Source organism: Bacillus nitratireducens, from assembly GCF_036320425.1.
Classification (GTDB): domain Bacteria; phylum Bacillota; class Bacilli; order Bacillales; family Bacillaceae_G; genus Bacillus_A; species Bacillus_A nitratireducens.
Genome location: NZ_JAUMJO010000004.1, coordinates 495301 through 516146 on the forward strand (window position 1 = coordinate 495301; position 20846 = coordinate 516146).

Genomic DNA, 20846 nt, shown 5'->3' on the forward strand with positions numbered 1-20846 from the left:
AAACAGGTGATTCTATGAAGATAGTACTGCGTAAAGAATCCAACATACCATATTACCAACAAATATATATGCAAATTGTTGAGAGAATTCAAAGCGGGATGCTTTCACATGGCGATTACCTCCCTTCTTTACGTTCTATGGCCGATGATTTACAAATTAGTTTATTAACTGTTCGTAAAGCGTATAAGCAGTTAGAAACGAAAGAATATATACGCATTGAGCAAGGAAAAGGTGCCTATATACATAAACGTGTGAATAAAGATTTCAAACCAATTCCGTATCAATGGCAAAAAACGAAATCCATTAATGTTATGCGTTCTCAATATGTAATGAACCAACACCGTAAATATTTCGATTTTTCACAGGCGGTCCTTTATCCACGTTTATTACCAAATCCGTTTCTTTCAGATGAAATGCACAAATTACTTAATAAGGATCAAATGATACTTGCAACATACGGACCGGTTCAAGGTGATAAAGAACTTAGAGTGGAAATAACAAACTACTTAAAAGAACACCAACAAGTAGTTACAGATCCATCTCAATTATTAATTACAAGCGGTGCCCAGCAAGGAATCGATTTAATCGCCCAAACATTATTAAAGCCTGGAGACGTAGTGTTAGTAGAAAGTCCGTGTTATGGAGCGGCGCTTGATGTATTTGTTAATAAAGGAGTTCAAATTATCCCTGTTAGTCTTGATAACAACGGCATTCGCTCAGATTTAATCGATGATATTTGTCAAAGAAAGAATCCTGTTTTGTTATATGTGAATCCTACTTTTCAGAATCCAACGGGCACAGTAATGAGTAAAGAAAGAAGAATGGAAATTGTAGAACTAGCAGAGCTTTATCAATTTTTCATTTTAGAGGATGATTCTTTCGGAGAGATATATTTTGAGGATTTTAAAATTCCCCCTCCATTAAAAAGCTTTGATACAAATGGTCATGTTATATATTTAAAAGGATTTAGTAAAACGTTAGCACCAGGTCTTCGCATCGCGGCACTTGCAGCTGAAGGTCCTATCTTTGAATGGTTATACGCTGTGAAGGCTTCCATGGATATTGGCAGTCCCTTATTGACACAAAAAGCACTACTTCCTTTTTTACGAGCGGAACGAATGAAAAATCATTTAGAAAAATTACGGACTGCTTTACAAATTAGACGCGATTTAACAATTGATATATTATCTCCATTAAAAGAATTAGAATTTGAAATACCTAATGGAGGATTTAACTTATGGGTTACACTCCCTCAGTCAATCGATCCTTTTACATTATTACAAAAAGCGAATGAAGTTGATGTTTCTTTTTTACCCGGCACAGCTTGTCTGTTAAGCCATGAAACTCAATATAATCATTTACGAATTAGTTATTCAATGTTAAATGAAAAAGATATGCTGATTGGATTAGAAAGATTATATGATACAATTGCCAAGTTTAAATCATTCATTTAAACTCCAAAACAACACTTTAAAATTTTATTAAAAGTCAAGATATAAGCTGAACCTATTATTAATAGTGAATTCTTATCTAATGTCATACATTATATGTATAAAAATTAAAAGGATAGAAGAGCTTGAATACATTCGCCCTATCTATCCTCTTTTTAACCACAAATGACTAATCATAGCGGACTTCGCTGTCAACAGAACCTGTATTGCTCTATTGCTATGCTCAAACTTCTTTTTATTGCTACTTGTTCAATAAGAGGTGTTTTCTTCCTGCATGAAATTTATTTTATAGGGAATTCATTATACTTATTAAAACAACAACATGATATAGACAAAACCAAAGAATAAACATAATGGACTATAGAACCAAGTGTCATATCTAGCAAACTGAGAATGTTTAATTTTTTTGAAAAATCCAACAAACTTAAAATCACCAATTGCCCTAACAATGAAAACTAAAGCACAGACAATACTTCCGATTTTAGATAAACTATTTGCTTCTAACCCCTGCAAATAACCTACTTGAACAACAATAATGACACTAGCTAATAGAATAAGAATGGCTACGAATAATGTTCCCCATATTCTCGGAGTAAAAGCAGGCTTATGTTCTCCCTCTTTTACTGGGATAACAGCGGCAGAACCCCATCGACCTCCAAAAGCCCAATAAATATGCAAAAAACTGATAAAACACAGAAGCACTACAGCTACTAATGTTAATAGTAATTTCATTTATTCGCCCCCAATGTCGAAACTCCAAAGATAACATACACTACCGTATGTTACAGTAAAAATTTTGTCCCTTCAGGTTTTATAACCATACTAGGGACATTTATCGAATAATCAATTATGCCTCAGCATAATTGCGTCCGGAGGCTTTACTTTTTTCAGTGGATGTTTGGACACCTGCTGAAAGAAGTTAAAAGCTCAACCATTTTATCAATATCAAAATTAGGATTTGCTTCAAACCTTGTCATCCATCCTACATACGTTAAATAGGCAAGTCTCGCTCGATCAATTGATTCAGTTTCGTCTACGCCCATTTTTTGATACAATTTTGCAACACAAGAAATTCTTTGCTCTTCTATATCTACTAAACGTGTTGCCACAACAGGATCATATTTAGCCCAAGCATAAATACCATTCTCAATTTTTTTATCTCGATTAAAACTAATCTGTAATAGCTGTTCTAAAGAGGCATCCGGTTGCTCCATACTTTGAACAATCAGCTTTGTTGCATGTACTTCCCAAAAGTCAAGCATAGAATCTAAAAGCTCTTGATGGTCACGAAAATAGTGATAGAAGCTTCCTTTGCTTATTTTTAGCAATCGAGCAAGTGCTTCAATGCGAACTTTATGTATTCCTTCATTAGCTAATTGTTGTAATCCTACTTTTATCCAGTCTTCCCTCGTTAATTGCATATCATCTCTCCAATAAAATACGGCAGCGTATGTTTTACGTTAGATTAATACTATTCTCATTTTTTGTCAATTATTCATCCTGTTTATTATTATAAACTTTAATGTTGTTGTTAATCGTAATATTGATCGTTATCACCCTTGGTAAAATACAAGCACATACTAAATCAAATAGAGTTTCTGTTATGTCCAGTAAAATACCTTCCTCTGTAAATTCCAAGAAAATTCGGATGGTCCACAGCCTAAAACCCCTGAAGAAGCAGTTAGACCACTAAATTTTTCTGTATATTATTTTAAGTCATATTAGCTTCACGTGTATAAGGAATATATCAATGATTTTGTTGGTCAAGTATACAAACAATACAACATTCACGTAATAGAATATACTATATTACACGAAAGGAGATAGCGATATTTGGAATTAAAAAAATTTATTGATCCCCTTCCGATTCCCTCTACAATAAAACCTAAAGGAACATATAAAGGTAAGCCGTTTTATGATGTACGTATGATTGAAACGCTACACAAGTTTCATAGTGATCTACCAAAGACGAAAGTATGGGGTTATAATGGCATGGTACCTGGTCCAACGTTTGAGGTGAAAAAAGATCATCCTGTATATGTGAGATGGTCTAACGATTTACCTAAAAAACACTTCTTACCTGTTGATACAACCGTTCACGGGGCGCATGATAACCCAGAAGTACGAACTGTTGTACATTTACATGGAAGCCCAAGTGAACCAGATAGCGATGGTCATCCTGAAGCATGGTTTACGAAAAACTTTCAACAAACAGGACCTAGTTTCGTAAAAGAGATTTATCATTATTCGAATCGAGAACGAGCAACTGCCCTTTGGTATCATGATCATGCACTTGGGATTACTCGTTTAAATGTATATGCGGGTCTCGCAGGACTTTACTTGATCCGTGATAAAGAAGAAAAATCACTACCCCTACCTAAAGGGAAATACGAGATACCACTTATCGTTCAAGATAAATCTTTTAATCCGGACGGTTCCCTATTTTATCCTGCTCAACCTGAAGATCCATCACCAGGTTTACCATACCCTTCTATTGTTTCTCTATTTTTAGGAAATACAATTGCAGTCAACGGGAAAGTATGGCCATTTTTAAAAGTGGAGCCCCGCAAATATAGATTTCGTTTATTAAACGCTTCTAATACTCGCACATACAAGTTCCAATTAAGTGACCTTAGCTCATTCTTTTTAATAGGGACTGATGGAGGCCTTCTTAAACGGCCGATTAAAGTACAAAGTTTAGATGTTTCACCAGCAGAGCGTATTGACATTATTATTGATTTTTCAAGGTTTGCAGGAAAAAAAGTAGTTTTACAAAATGGCATTGATTTAGATAATCCAACTGGTGAGATTATGGAGTTCCAAGTAACGAAACGATTATCCTGCCCAGATAAAAGTAAAATACCATGCAAATTAAGTAACATTGACTTTATTCCCGTAGAAAAAGTAAAGAAAGTAAGACGATTAACGTTAAATGACTCAGAGGATGAATTTGGGCGTCTCATGCTTTTATTAGATAATAAAGAATGGGCCGATCCAGTGACAGAAACACCCTTATTAAATTCTGTTGAAATATGGGAGTTAGTAAATTTGACCGTTGGGATTCATCCTATTCATATACATCTAGTTAATTTTCAAGTTCTTGATCGTCATGATTTGAATGGAAACTTATTAGATTCTCTCCCAGCTGATTTGGGTTTAAAAGATACCGTACTAGTAGCAGGTGAACAAATCGTTCGAATTATTATGAAGTTTGAACCCTATTCTGGAGATTATGTATGGCATTGTCATCGTTTAGAGCATGAAGACCATGATATGATGAGACCTTTAAAAATCATACCTTCCAGTCTTATTAAGTACAAAAAGTAACACGAAAGTCCCTTCAGAATTACTGAAGGGACTTTTACATATTTGCGAAAAGTACCTTTATGTATAAGCACTTTTCAATCTATAACTATTTTTTAAGATTGTATTTCTCTAATAGCTTTTCTAACATTTCTAACGTAACTGGCTGTGCCGTGGTAGTTAGTTGATACCCAATACGTCCGTTCGTTTCTACAGTTGCCTGTTGTAAATTCTTGATTTCATGTATACCTTTTTCTCTCAGATGCATAAACAATTGTTGTTCTGACATTTTTGCACGTAATAAATTCTTTTTTAAAATCTTTCCGTTTTCTATAACAATAATGCTAGTTCCATTGAGAAACTTTTCTAATTTTCGTGATTTCAATTCAAAAAAATGAATGATAAGTAAAACACTCGCAAAAATAAACGCAGTAAAAATAGATGGGACTACTTTCCTACTTAATATAGGTTCTACAATAATACGACCTATAGAAACAACAATAATAATTTCAGCTCTGGTCATTTGGCTAACGGACTTACTACCTGTCATTTTTAAAACAACAATTCCAGTGAGGATTAAAATAAAGCTTTCAAAAAGTATATTCATTACAGTCCAATCCTTTAATTGTGAATGTTACTAGTATTCCCATTAAAAGATTTTTATGATATTTCACATACTCATCAAATCTTTAAACCCTTCAGACCATGAAGGATATAAAGGTATCCATCCATACGCATTACGTGCTTTATTATTTGAAGCACCCCTCTCCCAGCTATTTTTCCCCGTTTGAATCTTAGGATTAAGTGCCCCTATTGCAGTTGTATATATCGGTAACCACTCTTTACTAGTAGCTGGGTAATCATCAACTATATTTACTATACCTGAGGGCCAATTAAGAGCTAACACTGCTGCCCTAGCTGCATCCTCGACATGTATAAACGAGCTGATCCCATCCGTCGCAACAATTTCGTTATTTAGAACTTGATTCGCAATCAATCCGTTTTCCGTATACCACGTTCCTGGGCCATATAACGTACCGTATCGAAGTATAACTGCTTCGGATAATTCAAAGGCTGTTTCTTCTAATTTAGCAATACCATTTATCGTAGCTTGACGAGGTATAGAAGCTGAAAAATCTAGCGGATCTGTTTCTGATGCAAGTGTATCTCCTGGTTCATATGCCCACGAAATACTTTGAGCAATTATTTTCTTTACACCTACCTTTTTAGCTGCGTCAACGAGATTACGAGTACCTTCAATTCTAATTTTTGCATTATCTTCAAAATCCCATGAAGACAATGATGTTAATTGATGAATAACTACATCGGGATTTGTCTCTTCTAATACAGAAAATACAGCATAGCGATTAAATACATCGGCTTTTACTGGTATAGCCCCAACTTTTTTTATTGCTTCTACTTGCGATTCATTACGAATCATTGCAAATACCGTATGCCCCTCTTTTATTAACATTGGCAATAAAGAACGTCCTATTACACCCGTTGCACCTGCTACAAAAATTTTCATATGTATTCCTCCTCATTTTGAATATCATAATTAAGACGAAACATATGTAAAGTATGTGACAAATATTTGGTTAGTTTTTTCATTATTCATATGAAACGTATACTTTTAAAGGATTAATTATCCCTTTCTCCAATTCCTCAAAACATTGTATGAGTGCAGTATAATGTATTTCATGTTGAAAAATTTCTTCTATAAATGGTGTTTGTTCTATTTTTCTAAAAAACCAATCTGCATGTTTTTGATAATCATATCCGTCACTTGAACCAATAATTTGCAATTCTTTCCGATAAAAGTCGGCGGTTAATGTTAGTTCTTCTTTATTACCATCTGAAAGTATACATATTACACCTTTACTATTAAGAGCTTTTTGCAATGTACGAAATCCGCTATTTGTAGCTGAAGATTCGAAACCGTAACTATATGTTTCTATTATTTGCTCTTCTGAATCATATATGTTTTTTGCACCAAATTTCTGTGCCAATTCTCTTCTATTTTTATTAGGTTCAACAACATCCACATGATCCACACCTGCATAGTATTTTAAGAAATAACATGTGAGTAAACCCATAACTCCCATGCCAGTAATAAGTACCTTTCTATCCTGTTGTGGGTTTAGTTTTAATACTCCTTTAGCGGCATCACATGAAAGAATGGATAATAAGGCAACTTTAGGATTTATATAACTAGGTACTCGAGTTACTTTATATCCCTTAACTATTCCTATCGTTTGATGCCCATAAAAAGAAACTACTTTATCGCCTACGTTTAAATTTGTTACTTTATTACCAATTTGAATAACTTTACCATAACTTTCATATCCAGTTTCTCTTGGATAAAAAGGATTTGTATCTGTAACATCCGATTCTTTATACTGTGGTAACTCTGCTCCAATACTAATTGCACCTGCGATTGTTTTAATGATAATTTCATCATCCTGTATAGACTTAATTTCACAAGTTTGCCAATTTAATTGTTTACGTCCTTCTAAAACTAACTTATATTGTTCCATTACTATCCTCTCACTTTACAAAAATATATTCTCACCAAAATTCAAACAATATATAATAGATTCATCCAAAATTAAAGCTATAACGTTGGCTAGCACTCAACAGTGATCACATGATAATTGAATTTGATGGATATGAAATTAATGAGTATGTTATTGGTCCTAACTGTTCTATTAACCAGTTAATAGTAATGTATTTAAACGTGAAAAATGAAGAGTTATCTAATGAGAATCTTGTAAGTTTATTTTGTGCACGATATCATTTTGAAAACATTCCAAAGTCATTACAAGAAAACATTACGAGCGATGTCGTCATTGATTTAGACACGGACTATATTTATATCCCTAATAGATAACAATAATCTAATAAACTAAAATGGTTGAATGTAACTTACGATTCAGACAAGAATTTAATAAAATAAGTAATTGCCCAAATGGAAGTCGCGAATTGAGTGACAAAATACATTGTCCATTCGAAAGAAGTCAGTTTTCTCTCTCGTTTAATCTTCTTTAAGTATCTGTAAAATATTAATGTACTCAAAAACATAAGTAATAAAGAGAATTGTTGTAGATCATCGACTATACGTACCGCCATAGACTCCATCACCCTCCTATAAAAAATAAAAACTATACTTTAAGGACATCATTTATTTGGCAATGTTTTTCCATTTATTCAATTAAATTTTAAAAATGTTTTATGCGATATATGTGTAGAGATAATAAATAAGATTCTTTTTGTTTTGTTGAATTTTATTTATCTTGATTCACCAGTTCATTTGAGGATGATTTGTTTAGAAATCTTCACAGTTACCTTTCTTGGTTATCATAATATGTTTTATCTGCGTATTTTTTATCCTTTCCTTTTAGATAAGCTAAGATTACTTTTGGATTTTTAAGTAAAGTCCAGTCTCCATATTTATCAAATCTTCTGCATGAAGTTATCATTCCATTTTTAATTGTACCGAATTTCTTATTATTTTGCTTTCCCCATTCTTTTAATCGTTTAGCGAAATCTGCATCTTCGGCCATAAGCATGTTTTCATTAAATCCGTTGATTGCCATAAAGTCTTTTCTATAGCACCAAAAAATCCCTACAGATATAGCGCCATACTTAAAAAGTAAGGGGATTATTATTAACATTGCGGAAACGAATATTCCTAAAGACATCCTTTCAAACTTCCCAGTTACCCCACCACCAATGTATTTACCTGAAGCTAAATATTTGTCTACATTAGACAACATAAACTCTGTCATTTGGGTATCAGCATCTATAGTAATGATTATTTCTCCACTAGCTATTTCGGCCCCTGCATTTCGGATTTTGGATAAGTTTTTATCGTTATTTTTTAATGTAATACAGTTATAAGACTTTGCTATTTCTTCTGTGTTATCTGTGCATCGATTTAAAACAACTATGACTTCAGTTTGATCTTTATATGCCTCTGATGCCTTTGCAATTGAATCCAAACATTTTTTAATGTACTTTTCTTCATTGTGTGCAGGAATTATAATAGAAAACTTCACATCTTTTTCTAGATTCCCTGCTAACGATTCTTTTGTTTCAGTCATAATATCCCCCTTATTTTATAAAGTAAATATCTACTATATATATTAATAGTTATTAGGTTGTATTATAGAAACTGAAGGTAAACTGTTATTTAAAAGTTTTACTTCGGAGTATTTAAAACATTACAGTAAACGTAAAACAAGCATAACCCCGTTCTGATGTTAAGAAAGGGGTTAAATAATATGAATTAAATTTGATTAGTATTGCGCCCTATGCCTCATTGTGCAACAGCGAGGTTCACGCTTTTTCGTTCGAAATCAGCACATCTAAATAGTGCTGATTGTACATAATGCCTAATATATTTCCGAAGGGATCAACTACAGAAGCCGTGATGAATCCCACGCCACGCTCTGTAGGTGCCTCATATTCTTTCGCTCCCATAGACAACAGCTTATTGAACGTTGCCGTTACATCATCAACATGCCAATACACGATAGCACCAGCTGGACCGGTCACTGTACCAACTGGTGCATAACGGCTATCGATTAAACCTAGCTCATGTTGGTAGTCTCCAATGCGAAATTCGACATATCCTGGGCGTTCAAAGTATGGTTCACTTCCTAATAGCTCAGCGTACCACTTCTTTGCATCTACTAAATTGTTTGTCCAAAAACTAACAGTAGTTAGCCCTCGTAACGTCTGTGTATCGCTCATAATCGATCTCCTCCATAATGTTGAGTAATACTTCCTCAAACTAAATAAAATAACCCTCTCTGAATTACCTTTAATTCACATATTAATAACCCATTCGCTTATTCATATTCAAGAAAACGACCTTTTAATGGTATATCATGAATGGAACGATTTTTTTATAATTAAACGATATTATTGTGACTCAACCAGAGCAGTACATACAAACAAGGCAATTATTTTCTTTTTCATATTACGCCTCTTAATAAACCTTATTCTTTATTAAACTGAAAATCTACACGGTTCATTCGTTTTATTTCCTCAATTACTTTGCCAATCCCTTCTTCAATCTTTTCTTCTTTTACATTAGATACATTTAACTTTAACAATCTCTCTTTATGAAAGTTACTTAAATAATTTTTATCAATAGAATCTATCCTTATTTGACTCTTGCTTAAATTTTTAATAAATGTGTCCGTGACTATATTTCTTTTCAACTGTAAACAAGTATGTATCCCAATTGGATCTACTGTTCTATAAGTAAACAAACTTGGATTTTCATTTTGAACACCTTCTACTACTGCCGCTAGTTTTTTTGACCTATTGTAGTAAGATGCTTTTATTTTATGTTTATGCCGATCAAACATTCCGCTCTTTATGTAAATTTCTAAAGCAGCTTGCGAGATCATAGGACTATCGATATCTAAAATCTTTTTATACTTATAAAAGGCATCTGCAATGGATTGCGGGATGACTGCAACACCGACTCGCAAACCAGGAAAGATGATCTTCGAATAACTTTTTAAATATATAACATGGTTACAATTATCTTGACTGTAAAAAGGATCAACTTTTGAATCAGTTTCTAAATCTGCTAAATAGTCGTCTTCCACTATAAATACATTATATTTCTTCGCAAGTTGAATAATCTTTTCTCTCTCTTTTTTAGAATACGAAGTTCCAAGTGGATGATGAAATCTTGGAGTTGTATAAAAGAATTTAATTTTTTCTTTTCTGAATATCCGCTCTAGTTCATTTAAATCTAACCCTTCATGTGTACGTTTTATTCCGATCACAGGGATCTTATTTGTTTCTACATATTCAATATATAAATGGTAACTTGGCTGTTCAATTAGTATCGTTTCGTTTTCATTTGGAAATGGTATTGAAGTTAATATAGCAAGTGCTTGCTGCACACCTGACGTTATAAATATATTATCTTCCTTCGTGAAAACTTGATAGTTTGCTAACTGTTTTTGCACAACCGAAATTAAAGATGGTAACCCTTTCGGTGTTCCGTATATAAACAAATCATTCTTATAGGTATCAATCGCTTTATTAATGCAATGCTGAAAATCTAAGTATGGAAAAACATCTGGATCTGGGGCCGAAGAAGCGAAATCAATAATCTCGTTACTTTCTACGTAACTTCCAGATTTCTTAACAACGTAATATCCACTTTGAGGTACAGAATAAATAATATGACGCTTTTCCAATTCATGCAGCGCTCGTATTACAGTCGCCTTATTACATTCATATTGTGTAACAAGCGACCGTATAGACGGTAATTTCTTTCCTTCTTTTATCTCACCATTTTGAATCATACTTTCTAAGTCGTTCAAAACATGTAAATACTTATACATCATTACACCTCCTATATTTTTTGTACCGGTACAGTTTGTATTTGTTCACATTGTAGCACTAGATCAGAAGGATTACTATGTACGTATACTGGCCAGTAAGAAATTAACTACTATGAGGTGAAATTATGAAAAATACAACAAAAGCATATATATCAGCATTACTCTATTCATTTATTATTGGATTTTCATTTATGTTTGTGAAGCTAGCACTAACCATTACGAGTCCTCTTGATACTCTGGCTCACCGTTTTACAGTTGCCTTCATGGCAGCAAATATTCCGGTTATTTTCGGTTTTGTAAAGTTAAATATATCATTTAAAAACATACTTGCACTTTTACCACTCGCAATATTTTATCCAGCACTATTCTTTGCTTTCCAAGCATTTGGATTAGTATATACAAGTTCTTCTGAAGCTGGAATTATACAAGCAGCTATTCCTATATTTACAATGATACTCGCTTCCTATTTTTTAAAAGAGTATACGAATACATGGCAAAAAACATCTGTATTTATTTCTGTCGTCGGTGTCATATATATATTTATCATGAATGGTATAGGAGCTCATGAAACGAGCTTCATCGGCGTTATTCTCATTTTATTATCGGCATTATCATCTGCTTGCTATAATGTGTTAGCTCGAAAAATGACAAAGAAATTCAAGCTAATGGATTTAACATACACAATGACAGCAATTGGTTTTATTACTTTTAATTTAATCGCTATCGTCAGCCATATAAACAAAGGTACAACAACTGTATACTTTAAGCCATTTACGAACAGCACATTTCTTATCTCCATTTTATATTTAGGATTACTATCATCCTTACTGACAGCATTATTATTAAACTATTCATTATCTTATATTGAAGCAGCCAAAATAAGTGTTTTTAGCAACTTATCTACACTTATTACCATTATCGCAGGCATTGTATTCTTACACGAGCAAATTGCCTACTATCATATTGTCGGTACACTTATGATTGTTCTTGGAGTAATAGGCACAAATTTTCTAGGAAAAAAAGGAATCATAGCGAAAAAGAAGAATACCTCCTTGAGTAAATAAAAAGTGAGGGGTAAATAATGCAGAACTCTAATACGATCGATATCCGTAATATACATGAGCTAGAGAACGAATTGTCTACTTTATTAAGTAAACCCATTTCTTCAGGAGAAGATTTAGAAAATTGGCTGAAAATACAGTCGAAATTAATTTGGGAAATCGAAGAACAATTAAGATCACACTATATTGACTTTCAATGTAATACAGATAACAAAGAAATAAAAGATATGTTTGAATATGATCAACAATATGTAAGGCCTCTTTTGAAACGTTATCAAAATTCCTTTGATAATAAATATTTAGAGTCACCCTTTCGAATGCAACTTGATCCAAAAACTTATAGCTTACTAGATAAAAAAATAAAAAATGCGCAAACATTATTTTGTGAAAAGAACATTGATTTAGAAGTAAAAGAAGACAAATTAGTAACCGAGTACTTCGAAATTACAGGCAGTTTGACTGCACTATGGGATGGCGAAGAAAAAACAATTACTGAACTACAGTCTTACTTACAAAATCCGAATCGTGATATACGAAAAAAAGCAAAAACGCTCATTTCTGAAAAATTCTTATCTGTTGAAAATAATTTACAACATATTTTAAATGAATTAATTGCAATCCGTCACCAAAAGGCAAAAAACATTCAATTAGATAATTATCGTGATTATATGTTTAAAAAACATGAACGTTTTGATTATACGGCTGATGATTGCTATGAACTTGCAGAATCCGTTCGTAAATACGTTGTGCCACTTATTGATAATATATTTAATGAGAAAAAAGCTGAACTTCAAGTAGATACACTTCGTCCGTGGGATCTAAAAGCAGCCGCACCAAATCAAAAAGTATTAAAGCCCATTGAAGACGAGGGTGATTTAATCGAAAAAAGTTCTCATATTTTACAAAAACTAGACCCAGAATTTTCTGCATTATTGAGCCGTATGCATAAAAATGATTGCTTAGATTTAGAAAGTCGTAAAGGAAAAGCACCTGGAGGATTTTGCGAACACTTACCTGCTTCTCAATTATCTTTTATTTTTATGAATCTCAATCATACACATTATGATGTTACTACTTTCCTCCATGAAATGGGCCATAGTATTCATAATGAATGTATGAATCAGCTAAAGCTACAAAAATATTTAGAAATCCCTTCAGAATCAGCTGAGCTAGCCAGCATGACAATGGAATTGTTTTCGATGGAGTATTGGGATACATTTTATGAGAATACAGAAGAATTTATAAAAGCAAAATTAGATTTCTTTAAAGATATTGTTAAGTATTTACCACAAATGCTTATCGTTGATCAATTCCAACATTGGATGTATGAAAATCCAAATCATACTGCTAAAGAAAGAAATGAAAAATATTTAGAATTACATAACACTTACCAATCGAATGTGGTAAATATTGAAGGTTATGAAAACTGGATAGCAACTGGCTGGTTACCTGTACTACACATATTCGAAATACCATTCTATTATATCGAATATGCAATCGCGCAACTTGGTGCATTGCAAATGTATAAACAATATAAAGAGAATCCTAAACAAGCACTACAAAATTACAAAAAAGCATTATCTCTAGGTAGCTCTGAATCCTTACCAGAGGTATATGAAGCAGCTGGAATTCGTTTTGATTTTTCTAGTGAGACAATAAAAGAATTAATGGCATTTGTAGAAGAGGAATTAAATTTACTTGAACAAATATAAGTAAAAAAGATGCACCTATACTTTTAGGTGTATCTTTTTTACTGTATTCTCTTCTAATTAGTTTCAATTTTCATCTCGCTTTATTAATAAGCTCTATATATTGTAGGTCCCCATATCCTATTGTTGGAAAAAGATTAAACAACCTTTTTAGTAACTCTTGTGTTGGTAAATCTTTATTTTTGGAGATATACTTTACTACTACATTATTTTCTTTTAGCATCTCTAAATATAAATCTATCGCCTGATACATTACAGGTAGTATCTCATGAGATGGCTTTTTATGATTTACTAGAACTTCATTGTAAACAGAAAAATAGTTCCCTAATTCAAGTTCTATTTGACTAACTTTAAATTCATCCTCTCTGAAGCTATTTAAGTATACTTTGCCCTTATAACCAGACTGTTCAAGGTAAGAAAGTACTGTAAGTAGATTCATTTGGCAAAACATATCTTCACCGAACCATAAAACAATACATTTATACTCTTTCTTAAAAAGATTCTCTAAAGGATGAATAACCTTTTTCGTATAATTTTCTACAGTACCTTGGTGCCCTTCTGCCCTTGTTTTAATAAACTCATCATCAAAAATCTGTGCAGTCGTCGCATTTACACACATAGCTTCATTAAATGGAGCGTAATCAGACTCCCCCATTAGTTTTTCACTTTTAAATTCTTCATACATAAATTGACCATTTAATATGTTTAGTACATCTTTATCAAACAGATCACTCTTCGCATTTCGTAACTGATCAACTTCAATTTTTCTAGAAAAATTCATTCTATCCCACTCCTTGCCATCATTGATTGAGAGTTTAATAAATGATTGAACCGGTATTTTGTTAAGTTGGAATTTTCCTGGGGTTATACCAAAAACAGTTTTAAATGCTCTACTATAAGCCTCTTGCGAAGAGTAACCGTAATCAAATGCGATATCAATTATCTTTCTATCATTCGTCAGATCTTCCGTTGATAAATACAATCTTCTAAGAAGAATATATCGTCTAATACTTATCCCTGTTACTTGATGAAATTTAAACGAACAGAAGTAAGGAGAATATCCCATATAATTAGATAATTTATCTAATGAAAACTTCTTTTTTAAATTGCCCTCAATCCATTCAATCATTAGCTGTATATGTTCATTCATTTATCCCCCTCCTCACTAAAAATTATAAGAAGTATCTACTTCTTTCTTTTGATATTTCTTGTGGTTTATAACATTAACCACTCTCTAGAACCTTTAAATATCATATGTAATTACTCATTTCATATTTTTTCAGCTATCTTATTTTGTTATACATTTACTTGAATTTCCAATAAAGTGAAACTTTAATCAGTGGGGAGTTTGTTCCTCCCCACTGATTATTATCCCATACTAATCGGGATTTTATGGGATAAATCTTTTTTAAAGGATTCTACCAAATAAAACACGAAATTTGTAAGTTAAGGAACTAGTAGTTTTGTGAGTGAAAAATTTATGTTTGGAAAGGAAGTTAAAATGAATAATATAGAAAAAGAGATACTTAAACTAATTAATAAACTATATCCATTGGATTTTATTGAAATGACACTAATAACAAATGAAATGTATCAATGTTTCACAGCACAAGGTACTTACTTCGTTAGAATTACAAACTATAAAACATATGAAGAGCAATTAGAAGAAGTTACATATACGAATTTTTTATATCAAAAGGGCTTAGGAGTCCCTCCAATAATACCTTCTTTAAAGGGGAATTTAGTAGAGAAAATAACATTAGACAAAGAAGTTTTTGCTGTATTATATAAAGCTGCTCCTGGTATACATTTACCAAGAAACGACTGGAATTCTAATGTATTTAAAAAGCTTGGTCAACAAATTGGAAAATTACATCGTATATCTAAAGACTTTGAAAGAATTCAACCGGTAAATCATATAAATGACTGGTATGAAAATGAAGAGTATAATTTTCTTAACTATATCCCTCAAGAAGAAACTTCTATAAGAGAAATTGCATCTGACGTTTTAGCTTCTATAAAGGAACTGCCAAAGAATCCTTCAAATTATGGCTTAATTCACGGAGATTTATGGTTAGAAAACATATTAGTCGAAAATAATTCAAATTTAACAATGATTGATTTTCAAGACTGTGAGAAACATTTTTATATATTCGATTTAGCAGTTCCAATCTATAGTGCGATAGAGTATTCATTCGTTGGGAATGGTAACATAGTTGACTATGAGAGTTCTATTACAAAAGCAATAGTTGAAGGATACAAAGAAGAAAATGATTTACCTAAAGAGATGCTAGACCAGCTACCATTGTTTACTAAATTAAAAGAGATATTCGAATATAGCTTAATGCATATGTATTGGAATAAAGAAAAATTAACTGAGGAAGAAGTACGGATAATGAATCTTTATAGAATGAAGATAGAAAATAAGTATACCTATATCAATATTTAAAAATGCTGTTGTTTAACTACAAGGAAACTTTAGTTAAACAACAGCATTTATTAATTAGCTACTAGACAACCTTTGTTTTATTACTTATAAATACTGATTCAATAATCTTTTCAAATACACTTCATTTTGCGGAGATATTCCCTCAGAAAATCTAGCTGCAATAATAATAGGAGCCCATTGAAAAATCTCATCTCTAGTTAGATCAGTATTATTGCAATATATTTGTAAATACATTTCCGCTAATTCTATATAAGACTGCGCATACAATAAATATGTACGAAACACATCTGCACGAATATCACCTGAACTAGCATCTACCCAATCTATAATATTCACATTCTTTTTACTCAAAATTAGATTAAATGGATGGAAATCCCCATGGCATAATCTGTGTTCAAATTTGATTGAATGTAACTTATTCAATATATTTTCCTTTTGCTTTTCATCCAATTTATGTACAGATTTAATTTGACGCTCTAACCTTTCCCTCATTGATTCCATTTCATCCGTATTCACACGTCTATCATGAATCTTTTTTTGCTCATTAACACATAGGCCAATGTAATGCTCTGCTTTATTCAAATTATTAAGTAGAAGCTCACCAACACTTTCTCCTTCCGCATATTCCATAATAATAGCTTGTCTACCTTGTATCTCTGTAACTTCAAATACTTTAGGAACGTGTAAACCACATGAATATGCATACTTTTGTTTTTGTGCTTCGTATAGAGATTCTGTATTAGGGAGATATTCTTTAAACAATTTTACAGCTTTATTATCACAAAGATAAATTTCAGCCGTATTTCCTTTGGCTATCGGATTTCCTAGATTCAATTCATTTCTCTCCTTACAGTAAATTAGAATAACACTTTATACTCCTAAATTCAGTGTAATTATCTGAAATCCTTTTCTTCATAAAAAATGCAAAAAACTTATCCCTCCCTATAATTATATAGAAAGTGGTAAGTTTAATTTGCTAGGAATATCGGAACGAAACTCCGGTGTATGCAAAACAGAAAATGAATACCTTTGCTGAATAAACAATACTTCAGTATGTTTATTTTCAAATGGAACACTATTTTTCTTAAAGTTATTTTGGATATGTTGTAAAAACGCATGATCCGGTGTTCCGAATGAAACATGTACTTTCGGTGGTAAAGCTTTCATCGCGATTGGAATCCACGGTCGCTGCCACCAGGTTGCAACGATATATGCAGTGCCACCTATAACAAAGTTAAAAATATCCCCATCTTCCTTCGTTTTCATGTCTAGATTTGATTTCAACCATTCCGTAAATACAGGTACACTTTTAACCGGAAGACCAATTTCCCTTACATATAAAATGTTTAACGGTGAATGCGGGACTAATACCTCTTCTTTAACATAACTATGTGCGATAATTTCGAGAAGATTTCCATCACCATCTTTAAAGTATAAATTGAATAGACCGTTCTCCTCACCAATTGTATTTCCATCTTTCCATTTCACAATGAGTAATCCAGAACCTTCAAGCCATCTTACTGTTTCATGAAATTTTGAATATGGAATCTCAAAGGCGAAATGCGCAGGTGCAATTGGTTCATATACTTCTTGAAAACTAATTGTTGTATACGGTGTTACTTCAAATTGAACAAATGATGCGGTTTCTTTTTTTATTGGAAAAGATAATATGTCTTTATAAACTTGTTTTACCCCTTCTATTGAAACCGTTTGTAGTTTTATATCTGATATATGTGTAATCACGTTACATTCCCCCTTGTTTCTTATTATCTATTCTTATTGTATTACACTTATAAATAGATAAAATCAAACCGAAGGATGGATTTTTTATATAAAAACTACAACTTTAGTATGAATATGTTAGCTCCAATTACTTTTTATTTCCTCTATAACAACTTCTGGTTTATCCCAATGCAGCAAATGTGTAGTGTCAGGAATTACTTTTACTATACTGTCAGTTTTCTCTGCATTCTTTTCCACAAAAAAAGCTGATTTTTTTAAGAAGATCAGCTTTTACGTTAAAATACACTATGATTTAACAGCAATAATCATAAACCTTTTTGAATTCGTACGAATACCTTTTTCAGAACTATTAGTGTCAATGAACTTTTGTAAAATATTAAAATCCTCTTCTTTTTCTCCAAATCTAGGAATAATAGGCGTATGTTTTAATAAGAAAATGAGATCCTCAGGAGTACTGTAATAATCAGTAACATCATATTCACGTACTTGTACGAGTTCAAATCCTGCACTAATAAGTTCACCCATATACTTATCTTTTAACGTACCATCTCTTTCACCTAAACATTGCCCTCTACCAAATGCTTCTTTAAGATTTAATTTATCACGTTCGCTAACTTGTTGTGTTAAGAAAAAAGCACCTTTTTTTATTACTTTTGCCAATTCAGATGCTACAAATGGCGCATGACAACTTGAAGCAATATCAAAATGAGCATGCGGAAACGTTAAAGCTTCAGAATCCATTTGAAGAAATTCAACGTTTTGTACACCTGCTTTATTCAAATTAGAATATGCTGTTTTGATCATTCCATTAGAATTATCTATCCCAATCAGTGATGCAGCTGAAGATGCTATGTTAAGTACATTTTCTCCTCCACCTGTACCAACATCAAGTAGAATATGTGATGGTTTACATCTTTCTTTCACTTCGCTATAAAAGTCCCAAGTGTCTCCTACAGTCTCACATTTTAGCTTACTAAAATCCCAACCGTTTTCACTTCCCACTTTATCATAAAAATTTTTGTACTCTAATTCATTCATTTTATTATTTCCCCTTTGCAAAAATGTATTAAATGTTTATGATGATCTTCGAAATAGACTCAAAGTTGATATTTTCGTAAATCTCCTTTTTTATCTGGTACGCATTTTTTCAGCCCCGAACAACTAGTTACTTCGAAAGATACACCATTTCATCCATATCACCTCATCTAGAAGACTGCATATGCAATAACCTATAACACTATTTAATTATATATTATAAAATACAAATTATTAAAACGATATGTTTCGACACACCATATTTAGTTTACATAATAATATTATAGTTTGTTCTTATCGATATATTCTAAATGTCCTCTTCCCCAACCACACATACTATCCAAAACAATACTGACTGTTTTTCCATGCTCGGTTAGGCTATATTCCACTTTAGGTGGTATTTCTTGATAAATTTCGCGTTTTATTAGTTGATCGTGCTCTAATTCACGAAGCTGCTTCGCTAATGTTCCTTGAGATATATCTGGTATTAATCTCTTTAATTCACCAAACCGTTTCGTTCCATCTGTTAATAATATAAATAAAATGAGTGGCTTCCATTTACCCCCGATTATTTGTAATGTTGCTATTACCCCTTTTAATTTCGGTTCCTCTAAATTCATTTTCCTCACCACTCCCTCCAGTAATTTTTAATATTATGTATCCATACAACAAGCGATTAGTACGAAATTCGCGACTAAGTACATATAAAGTGCGTACTTTTCAGTAGTCATTTTTTAACGAATAATAAAATTAACACAACTTATTTTAAATCTTATATTAAGGGAGATGTTTAATCATGTCTATTACTGTATTAAAGGATAAACATATCGTTATCATTGGCGGGAGTTCTGGTATTGGATTAGCAACAGCAAAACAAGCAATTGAACAAGGAGCACATGTTATTATTGCAGGAAGCTCAGAAGAAAAATTAATGCTTGCTCGAGAAGTAATAAATAACAACTATCTTCAAACTTATGTATTGGATAACCAAGATAAAAACCAATTACAAGATTTTTTCAAGAAAGTTGGGAATTTTGATCATTTATTCACACCAGGAGCCTCTTACACACTTGGACCAATAACTGCTACAGATGATATCGCCGAAAGCAGCTTTATCGGAAAATTTTGGCCACAATATTATGCCGTAAAATATGCAATTCCTTTTCTCTCAAACTCTGGATCTATCGTATTAATGTCCGGTGCATTTAGTCAACGGCCACTTAAAGGAGCGCCTGCTTACGGAGCTTGTAATGGCGCTATTGAAAGTTTAGGAAAAGCTTTAGCTGTTGAATTAGCTCCAATTAGAGTTAATGTTGTTTCTCCTGGAACGATACGAAGGGAAAATGAACAAAACGAAAATAGACTAGCTGCTTATGAAGCTTATAAATCCCTTTCTCTTGTACAGAGACCCGGGCATAATGATGAAATTGCACATACTGTCCTGTATTTAATGCAAAATGGCTTTACTACAGGCAATGTATTATTTCCTGATGGAGGATACACATACCATTAAATTATTTAAAACAAAAGCCCCTTATTAAGGTGGCTTTTGTTGCTAATTTAGAAACTGCTGAAGTAATACAGGATCCTTTTTTAAAAGTTCTGCTAAAAACAAAAGTTGAGAGATACATGCAATTGTGAAATTGAAACAAGAAAGAGTGGTAATCTGTCTTGATATTTACGGGCAAATTTATGATAAAGAAAAAAAGGCATAATTTATA

At 32.4% G+C, this 20846-nt stretch carries 21 protein-coding genes and 1 pseudogene; 7 read left to right on the forward strand and 15 right to left on the reverse strand.

The genetic code is table 11. The annotated features are described in order from the left end of the window. Positions 1–14: 14 nt before the first annotated feature. Complete coding sequence (pdxR, locus tag Q3V31_RS18120) at positions 15–1454, forward strand: MocR-like pyridoxine biosynthesis transcription factor PdxR (protein ID WP_000706784.1); 1440 nt, start codon at positions 15–17, stop codon at positions 1452–1454. A 306-nt stretch (positions 1455–1760) separates the two neighbouring features. Here the strand turns inward: pdxR and Q3V31_RS18125 are convergent, their stop codons facing one another. Next, positions 1761–2183, reverse strand: a complete 423-nt coding sequence (locus Q3V31_RS18125; RefSeq protein ID WP_090813454.1) for a DUF3995 domain-containing protein — start codon at positions 2181–2183, stop codon at positions 1761–1763. Positions 2184–2338: 155 nt separating this feature from the next. Next, on the reverse strand, positions 2339–2872 hold the full coding sequence (locus tag Q3V31_RS18130; protein ID WP_001177627.1) for a TetR/AcrR family transcriptional regulator: 534 nt from the start codon (positions 2870–2872) through the stop codon (positions 2339–2341). A gap of 412 nt (positions 2873–3284) precedes the next feature. Here Q3V31_RS18130 and Q3V31_RS18135 point away from each other — a divergent pair, with 412 nt between their 5' ends. After that, positions 3285–4778: a multicopper oxidase family protein gene (locus Q3V31_RS18135; RefSeq protein WP_097871945.1), complete on the forward strand. Its 1494-nt coding sequence runs from the start codon at positions 3285–3287 to the stop codon at positions 4776–4778. A gap of 85 nt (positions 4779–4863) precedes the next feature. Here Q3V31_RS18135 and Q3V31_RS18140 read toward each other — a convergent pair whose 3' ends face one another. From Q3V31_RS18140 to Q3V31_RS18150, 3 genes are all read right to left on the reverse strand, one after another. Continuing rightward, positions 4864–5361, reverse strand: coding sequence for a DUF421 domain-containing protein (locus Q3V31_RS18140; RefSeq protein WP_090813452.1), 498 nt, complete (start codon positions 5359–5361; stop codon positions 4864–4866). A gap of 63 nt (positions 5362–5424) precedes the next feature. Beyond that, positions 5425–6282 (reverse strand): NAD-dependent epimerase/dehydratase family protein, encoded by an 858-nt coding sequence (locus tag Q3V31_RS18145; RefSeq protein WP_329765687.1) that lies wholly within the window; start codon positions 6280–6282, stop codon positions 5425–5427. Between the two features lie 82 nt (positions 6283–6364). Then, entirely contained in the window at positions 6365–7291 is a 927-nt protein-coding gene (locus Q3V31_RS18150) for a zinc-binding dehydrogenase (RefSeq protein ID WP_090813450.1), read from the reverse strand. A gap of 110 nt (positions 7292–7401) precedes the next feature. Here Q3V31_RS18150 and Q3V31_RS18155 point away from each other — a divergent pair, with 110 nt between their 5' ends. After that, the gene (locus tag Q3V31_RS18155; protein ID WP_088008915.1) at positions 7402–7644 is read left to right on the forward strand and encodes a hypothetical protein; all 243 of its coding nucleotides are present in this window, start codon (positions 7402–7404) and stop codon (positions 7642–7644) included. A 35-nt stretch (positions 7645–7679) separates the two neighbouring features. Here Q3V31_RS18155 and Q3V31_RS18160 read toward each other — a convergent pair whose 3' ends face one another. The 4 genes from Q3V31_RS18160 to Q3V31_RS18175 all read right to left on the reverse strand — a co-directional run bounded on the left by Q3V31_RS18160 (position 7680) and on the right by Q3V31_RS18175 (position 11128). After that, positions 7680–7883 (reverse strand): hypothetical protein, encoded by a 204-nt coding sequence (locus Q3V31_RS18160; protein ID WP_000290880.1) that lies wholly within the window; start codon positions 7881–7883, stop codon positions 7680–7682. A 212-nt stretch (positions 7884–8095) separates the two neighbouring features. After that, positions 8096–8857 carry a glycosyltransferase gene (locus Q3V31_RS18165; RefSeq protein WP_000140913.1) on the reverse strand — a complete coding sequence of 254 codons (762 nt, stop codon included), beginning with the start codon at positions 8855–8857 and terminating at the stop codon, positions 8096–8098. Between the two features lie 235 nt (positions 8858–9092). Continuing rightward, positions 9093–9509: a VOC family protein gene (locus Q3V31_RS18170; protein WP_090813449.1), complete on the reverse strand. Its 417-nt coding sequence runs from the start codon at positions 9507–9509 to the stop codon at positions 9093–9095. A gap of 248 nt (positions 9510–9757) precedes the next feature. After that, positions 9758–11128, reverse strand: coding sequence for an aminotransferase-like domain-containing protein (locus Q3V31_RS18175; RefSeq protein WP_329765688.1), 1371 nt, complete (start codon positions 11126–11128; stop codon positions 9758–9760). A 125-nt stretch (positions 11129–11253) separates the two neighbouring features. On the opposite strand from Q3V31_RS18175, the gene Q3V31_RS18180 reads away from it, so the two are divergent. Together Q3V31_RS18180 and Q3V31_RS18185 are read left to right on the forward strand one after the other, a co-directional pair. Then, the gene (locus tag Q3V31_RS18180) at positions 11254–12192 is read left to right on the forward strand and encodes a DMT family transporter (RefSeq protein ID WP_329765689.1); all 939 of its coding nucleotides are present in this window, start codon (positions 11254–11256) and stop codon (positions 12190–12192) included. 17 nt (positions 12193–12209) lie between these two features. Further along, positions 12210–13901 (forward strand): M3 family oligoendopeptidase, encoded by a 1692-nt coding sequence (locus Q3V31_RS18185; protein ID WP_090813447.1) that lies wholly within the window; start codon positions 12210–12212, stop codon positions 13899–13901. A gap of 70 nt (positions 13902–13971) precedes the next feature. On the opposite strand, the gene Q3V31_RS18190 is transcribed toward Q3V31_RS18185, so the two are convergent. Further along, complete coding sequence (locus Q3V31_RS18190; protein ID WP_090813446.1) at positions 13972–15048, reverse strand: helix-turn-helix domain-containing protein; 1077 nt, start codon at positions 15046–15048, stop codon at positions 13972–13974. 330 nt (positions 15049–15378) lie between these two features. Here Q3V31_RS18190 and Q3V31_RS18195 point away from each other — a divergent pair, with 330 nt between their 5' ends. Further along, a complete protein-coding gene (locus tag Q3V31_RS18195) occupies positions 15379–16347 on the forward strand; it encodes a phosphotransferase enzyme family protein (protein ID WP_139265935.1) in 969 nt (322 codons plus the stop codon). Positions 16348–16431: 84 nt separating this feature from the next. On the opposite strand, the gene Q3V31_RS18200 is transcribed toward Q3V31_RS18195, so the two are convergent. The 5 genes and pseudogenes from Q3V31_RS18200 to Q3V31_RS18220 form a co-directional block, all read right to left on the reverse strand. After that, a complete protein-coding gene (locus Q3V31_RS18200) occupies positions 16432–17181 on the reverse strand; it encodes an aminoglycoside phosphotransferase family protein (RefSeq protein ID WP_097871949.1) in 750 nt (249 codons plus the stop codon). Positions 17182–17295: 114 nt separating this feature from the next. Continuing rightward, complete coding sequence (locus tag Q3V31_RS18205) at positions 17296–18090, reverse strand: VOC family protein (protein ID WP_090813445.1); 795 nt, start codon at positions 18088–18090, stop codon at positions 17296–17298. A 117-nt stretch (positions 18091–18207) separates the two neighbouring features. After that, positions 18208–18309, reverse strand: a pseudogene (locus tag Q3V31_RS18210) (alpha/beta hydrolase); the annotation flags it as partial. Positions 18310–18375: 66 nt separating this feature from the next. Next, positions 18376–19128 carry a class I SAM-dependent methyltransferase gene (locus Q3V31_RS18215; RefSeq protein ID WP_001003861.1) on the reverse strand — a complete coding sequence of 251 codons (753 nt, stop codon included), beginning with the start codon at positions 19126–19128 and terminating at the stop codon, positions 18376–18378. A gap of 278 nt (positions 19129–19406) precedes the next feature. After that, a complete protein-coding gene (locus Q3V31_RS18220) occupies positions 19407–19745 on the reverse strand; it encodes a winged helix-turn-helix transcriptional regulator (protein WP_001047225.1) in 339 nt (112 codons plus the stop codon). A 176-nt stretch (positions 19746–19921) separates the two neighbouring features. On the opposite strand from Q3V31_RS18220, the gene Q3V31_RS18225 reads away from it, so the two are divergent. Continuing rightward, a complete protein-coding gene (locus tag Q3V31_RS18225) occupies positions 19922–20638 on the forward strand; it encodes an SDR family oxidoreductase (protein WP_000029176.1) in 717 nt (238 codons plus the stop codon). Positions 20639–20846: the final 208 nt, after the last annotated feature.

Coding starts and splice junctions, on each gene's coding strand:
- pdxR (WP_000706784.1), top strand. CDS start 15: ATGAAGATAGTACTGCGTAAAGAATCCAACATACCATATTACCAACAA.
- Q3V31_RS18125 (WP_090813454.1), bottom strand. CDS start 2,183: ATGAAATTACTATTAACATTAGTAGCTGTAGTGCTTCTGTGTTTTATC.
- Q3V31_RS18130 (WP_001177627.1), bottom strand. CDS start 2,872: ATGCAATTAACGAGGGAAGACTGGATAAAAGTAGGATTACAACAATTA.
- Q3V31_RS18140 (WP_090813452.1), bottom strand. CDS start 5,361: ATGAATATACTTTTTGAAAGCTTTATTTTAATCCTCACTGGAATTGTT.
- Q3V31_RS18145 (WP_329765687.1), bottom strand. CDS start 6,282: ATGAAAATTTTTGTAGCAGGTGCAACGGGTGTAATAGGACGTTCTTTA.
- Q3V31_RS18150 (WP_090813450.1), bottom strand. CDS start 7,291: ATGGAACAATATAAGTTAGTTTTAGAAGGACGTAAACAATTAAATTGG.
- Q3V31_RS18155 (WP_088008915.1), top strand. CDS start 7,402: ATGATAATTGAATTTGATGGATATGAAATTAATGAGTATGTTATTGGT.
- Q3V31_RS18160 (WP_000290880.1), bottom strand. CDS start 7,883: ATGGCGGTACGTATAGTCGATGATCTACAACAATTCTCTTTATTACTT.
- Q3V31_RS18165 (WP_000140913.1), bottom strand. CDS start 8,857: ATGACTGAAACAAAAGAATCGTTAGCAGGGAATCTAGAAAAAGATGTG.
- Q3V31_RS18170 (WP_090813449.1), bottom strand. CDS start 9,509: ATGAGCGATACACAGACGTTACGAGGGCTAACTACTGTTAGTTTTTGG.
- Q3V31_RS18175 (WP_329765688.1), bottom strand. CDS start 11,128: ATGTATAAGTATTTACATGTTTTGAACGACTTAGAAAGTATGATTCAA.
- Q3V31_RS18180 (WP_329765689.1), top strand. CDS start 11,254: ATGAAAAATACAACAAAAGCATATATATCAGCATTACTCTATTCATTT.
- Q3V31_RS18185 (WP_090813447.1), top strand. CDS start 12,210: ATGCAGAACTCTAATACGATCGATATCCGTAATATACATGAGCTAGAG.
- Q3V31_RS18190 (WP_090813446.1), bottom strand. CDS start 15,048: ATGAATGAACATATACAGCTAATGATTGAATGGATTGAGGGCAATTTA.
- Q3V31_RS18195 (WP_139265935.1), top strand. CDS start 15,379: ATGTTTGGAAAGGAAGTTAAAATGAATAATATAGAAAAAGAGATACTT.
- Q3V31_RS18215 (WP_001003861.1), bottom strand. CDS start 19,128: ATGAATGAATTAGAGTACAAAAATTTTTATGATAAAGTGGGAAGTGAA.
- Q3V31_RS18220 (WP_001047225.1), bottom strand. CDS start 19,745: ATGAATTTAGAGGAACCGAAATTAAAAGGGGTAATAGCAACATTACAA.
- Q3V31_RS18225 (WP_000029176.1), top strand. CDS start 19,922: ATGTCTATTACTGTATTAAAGGATAAACATATCGTTATCATTGGCGGG.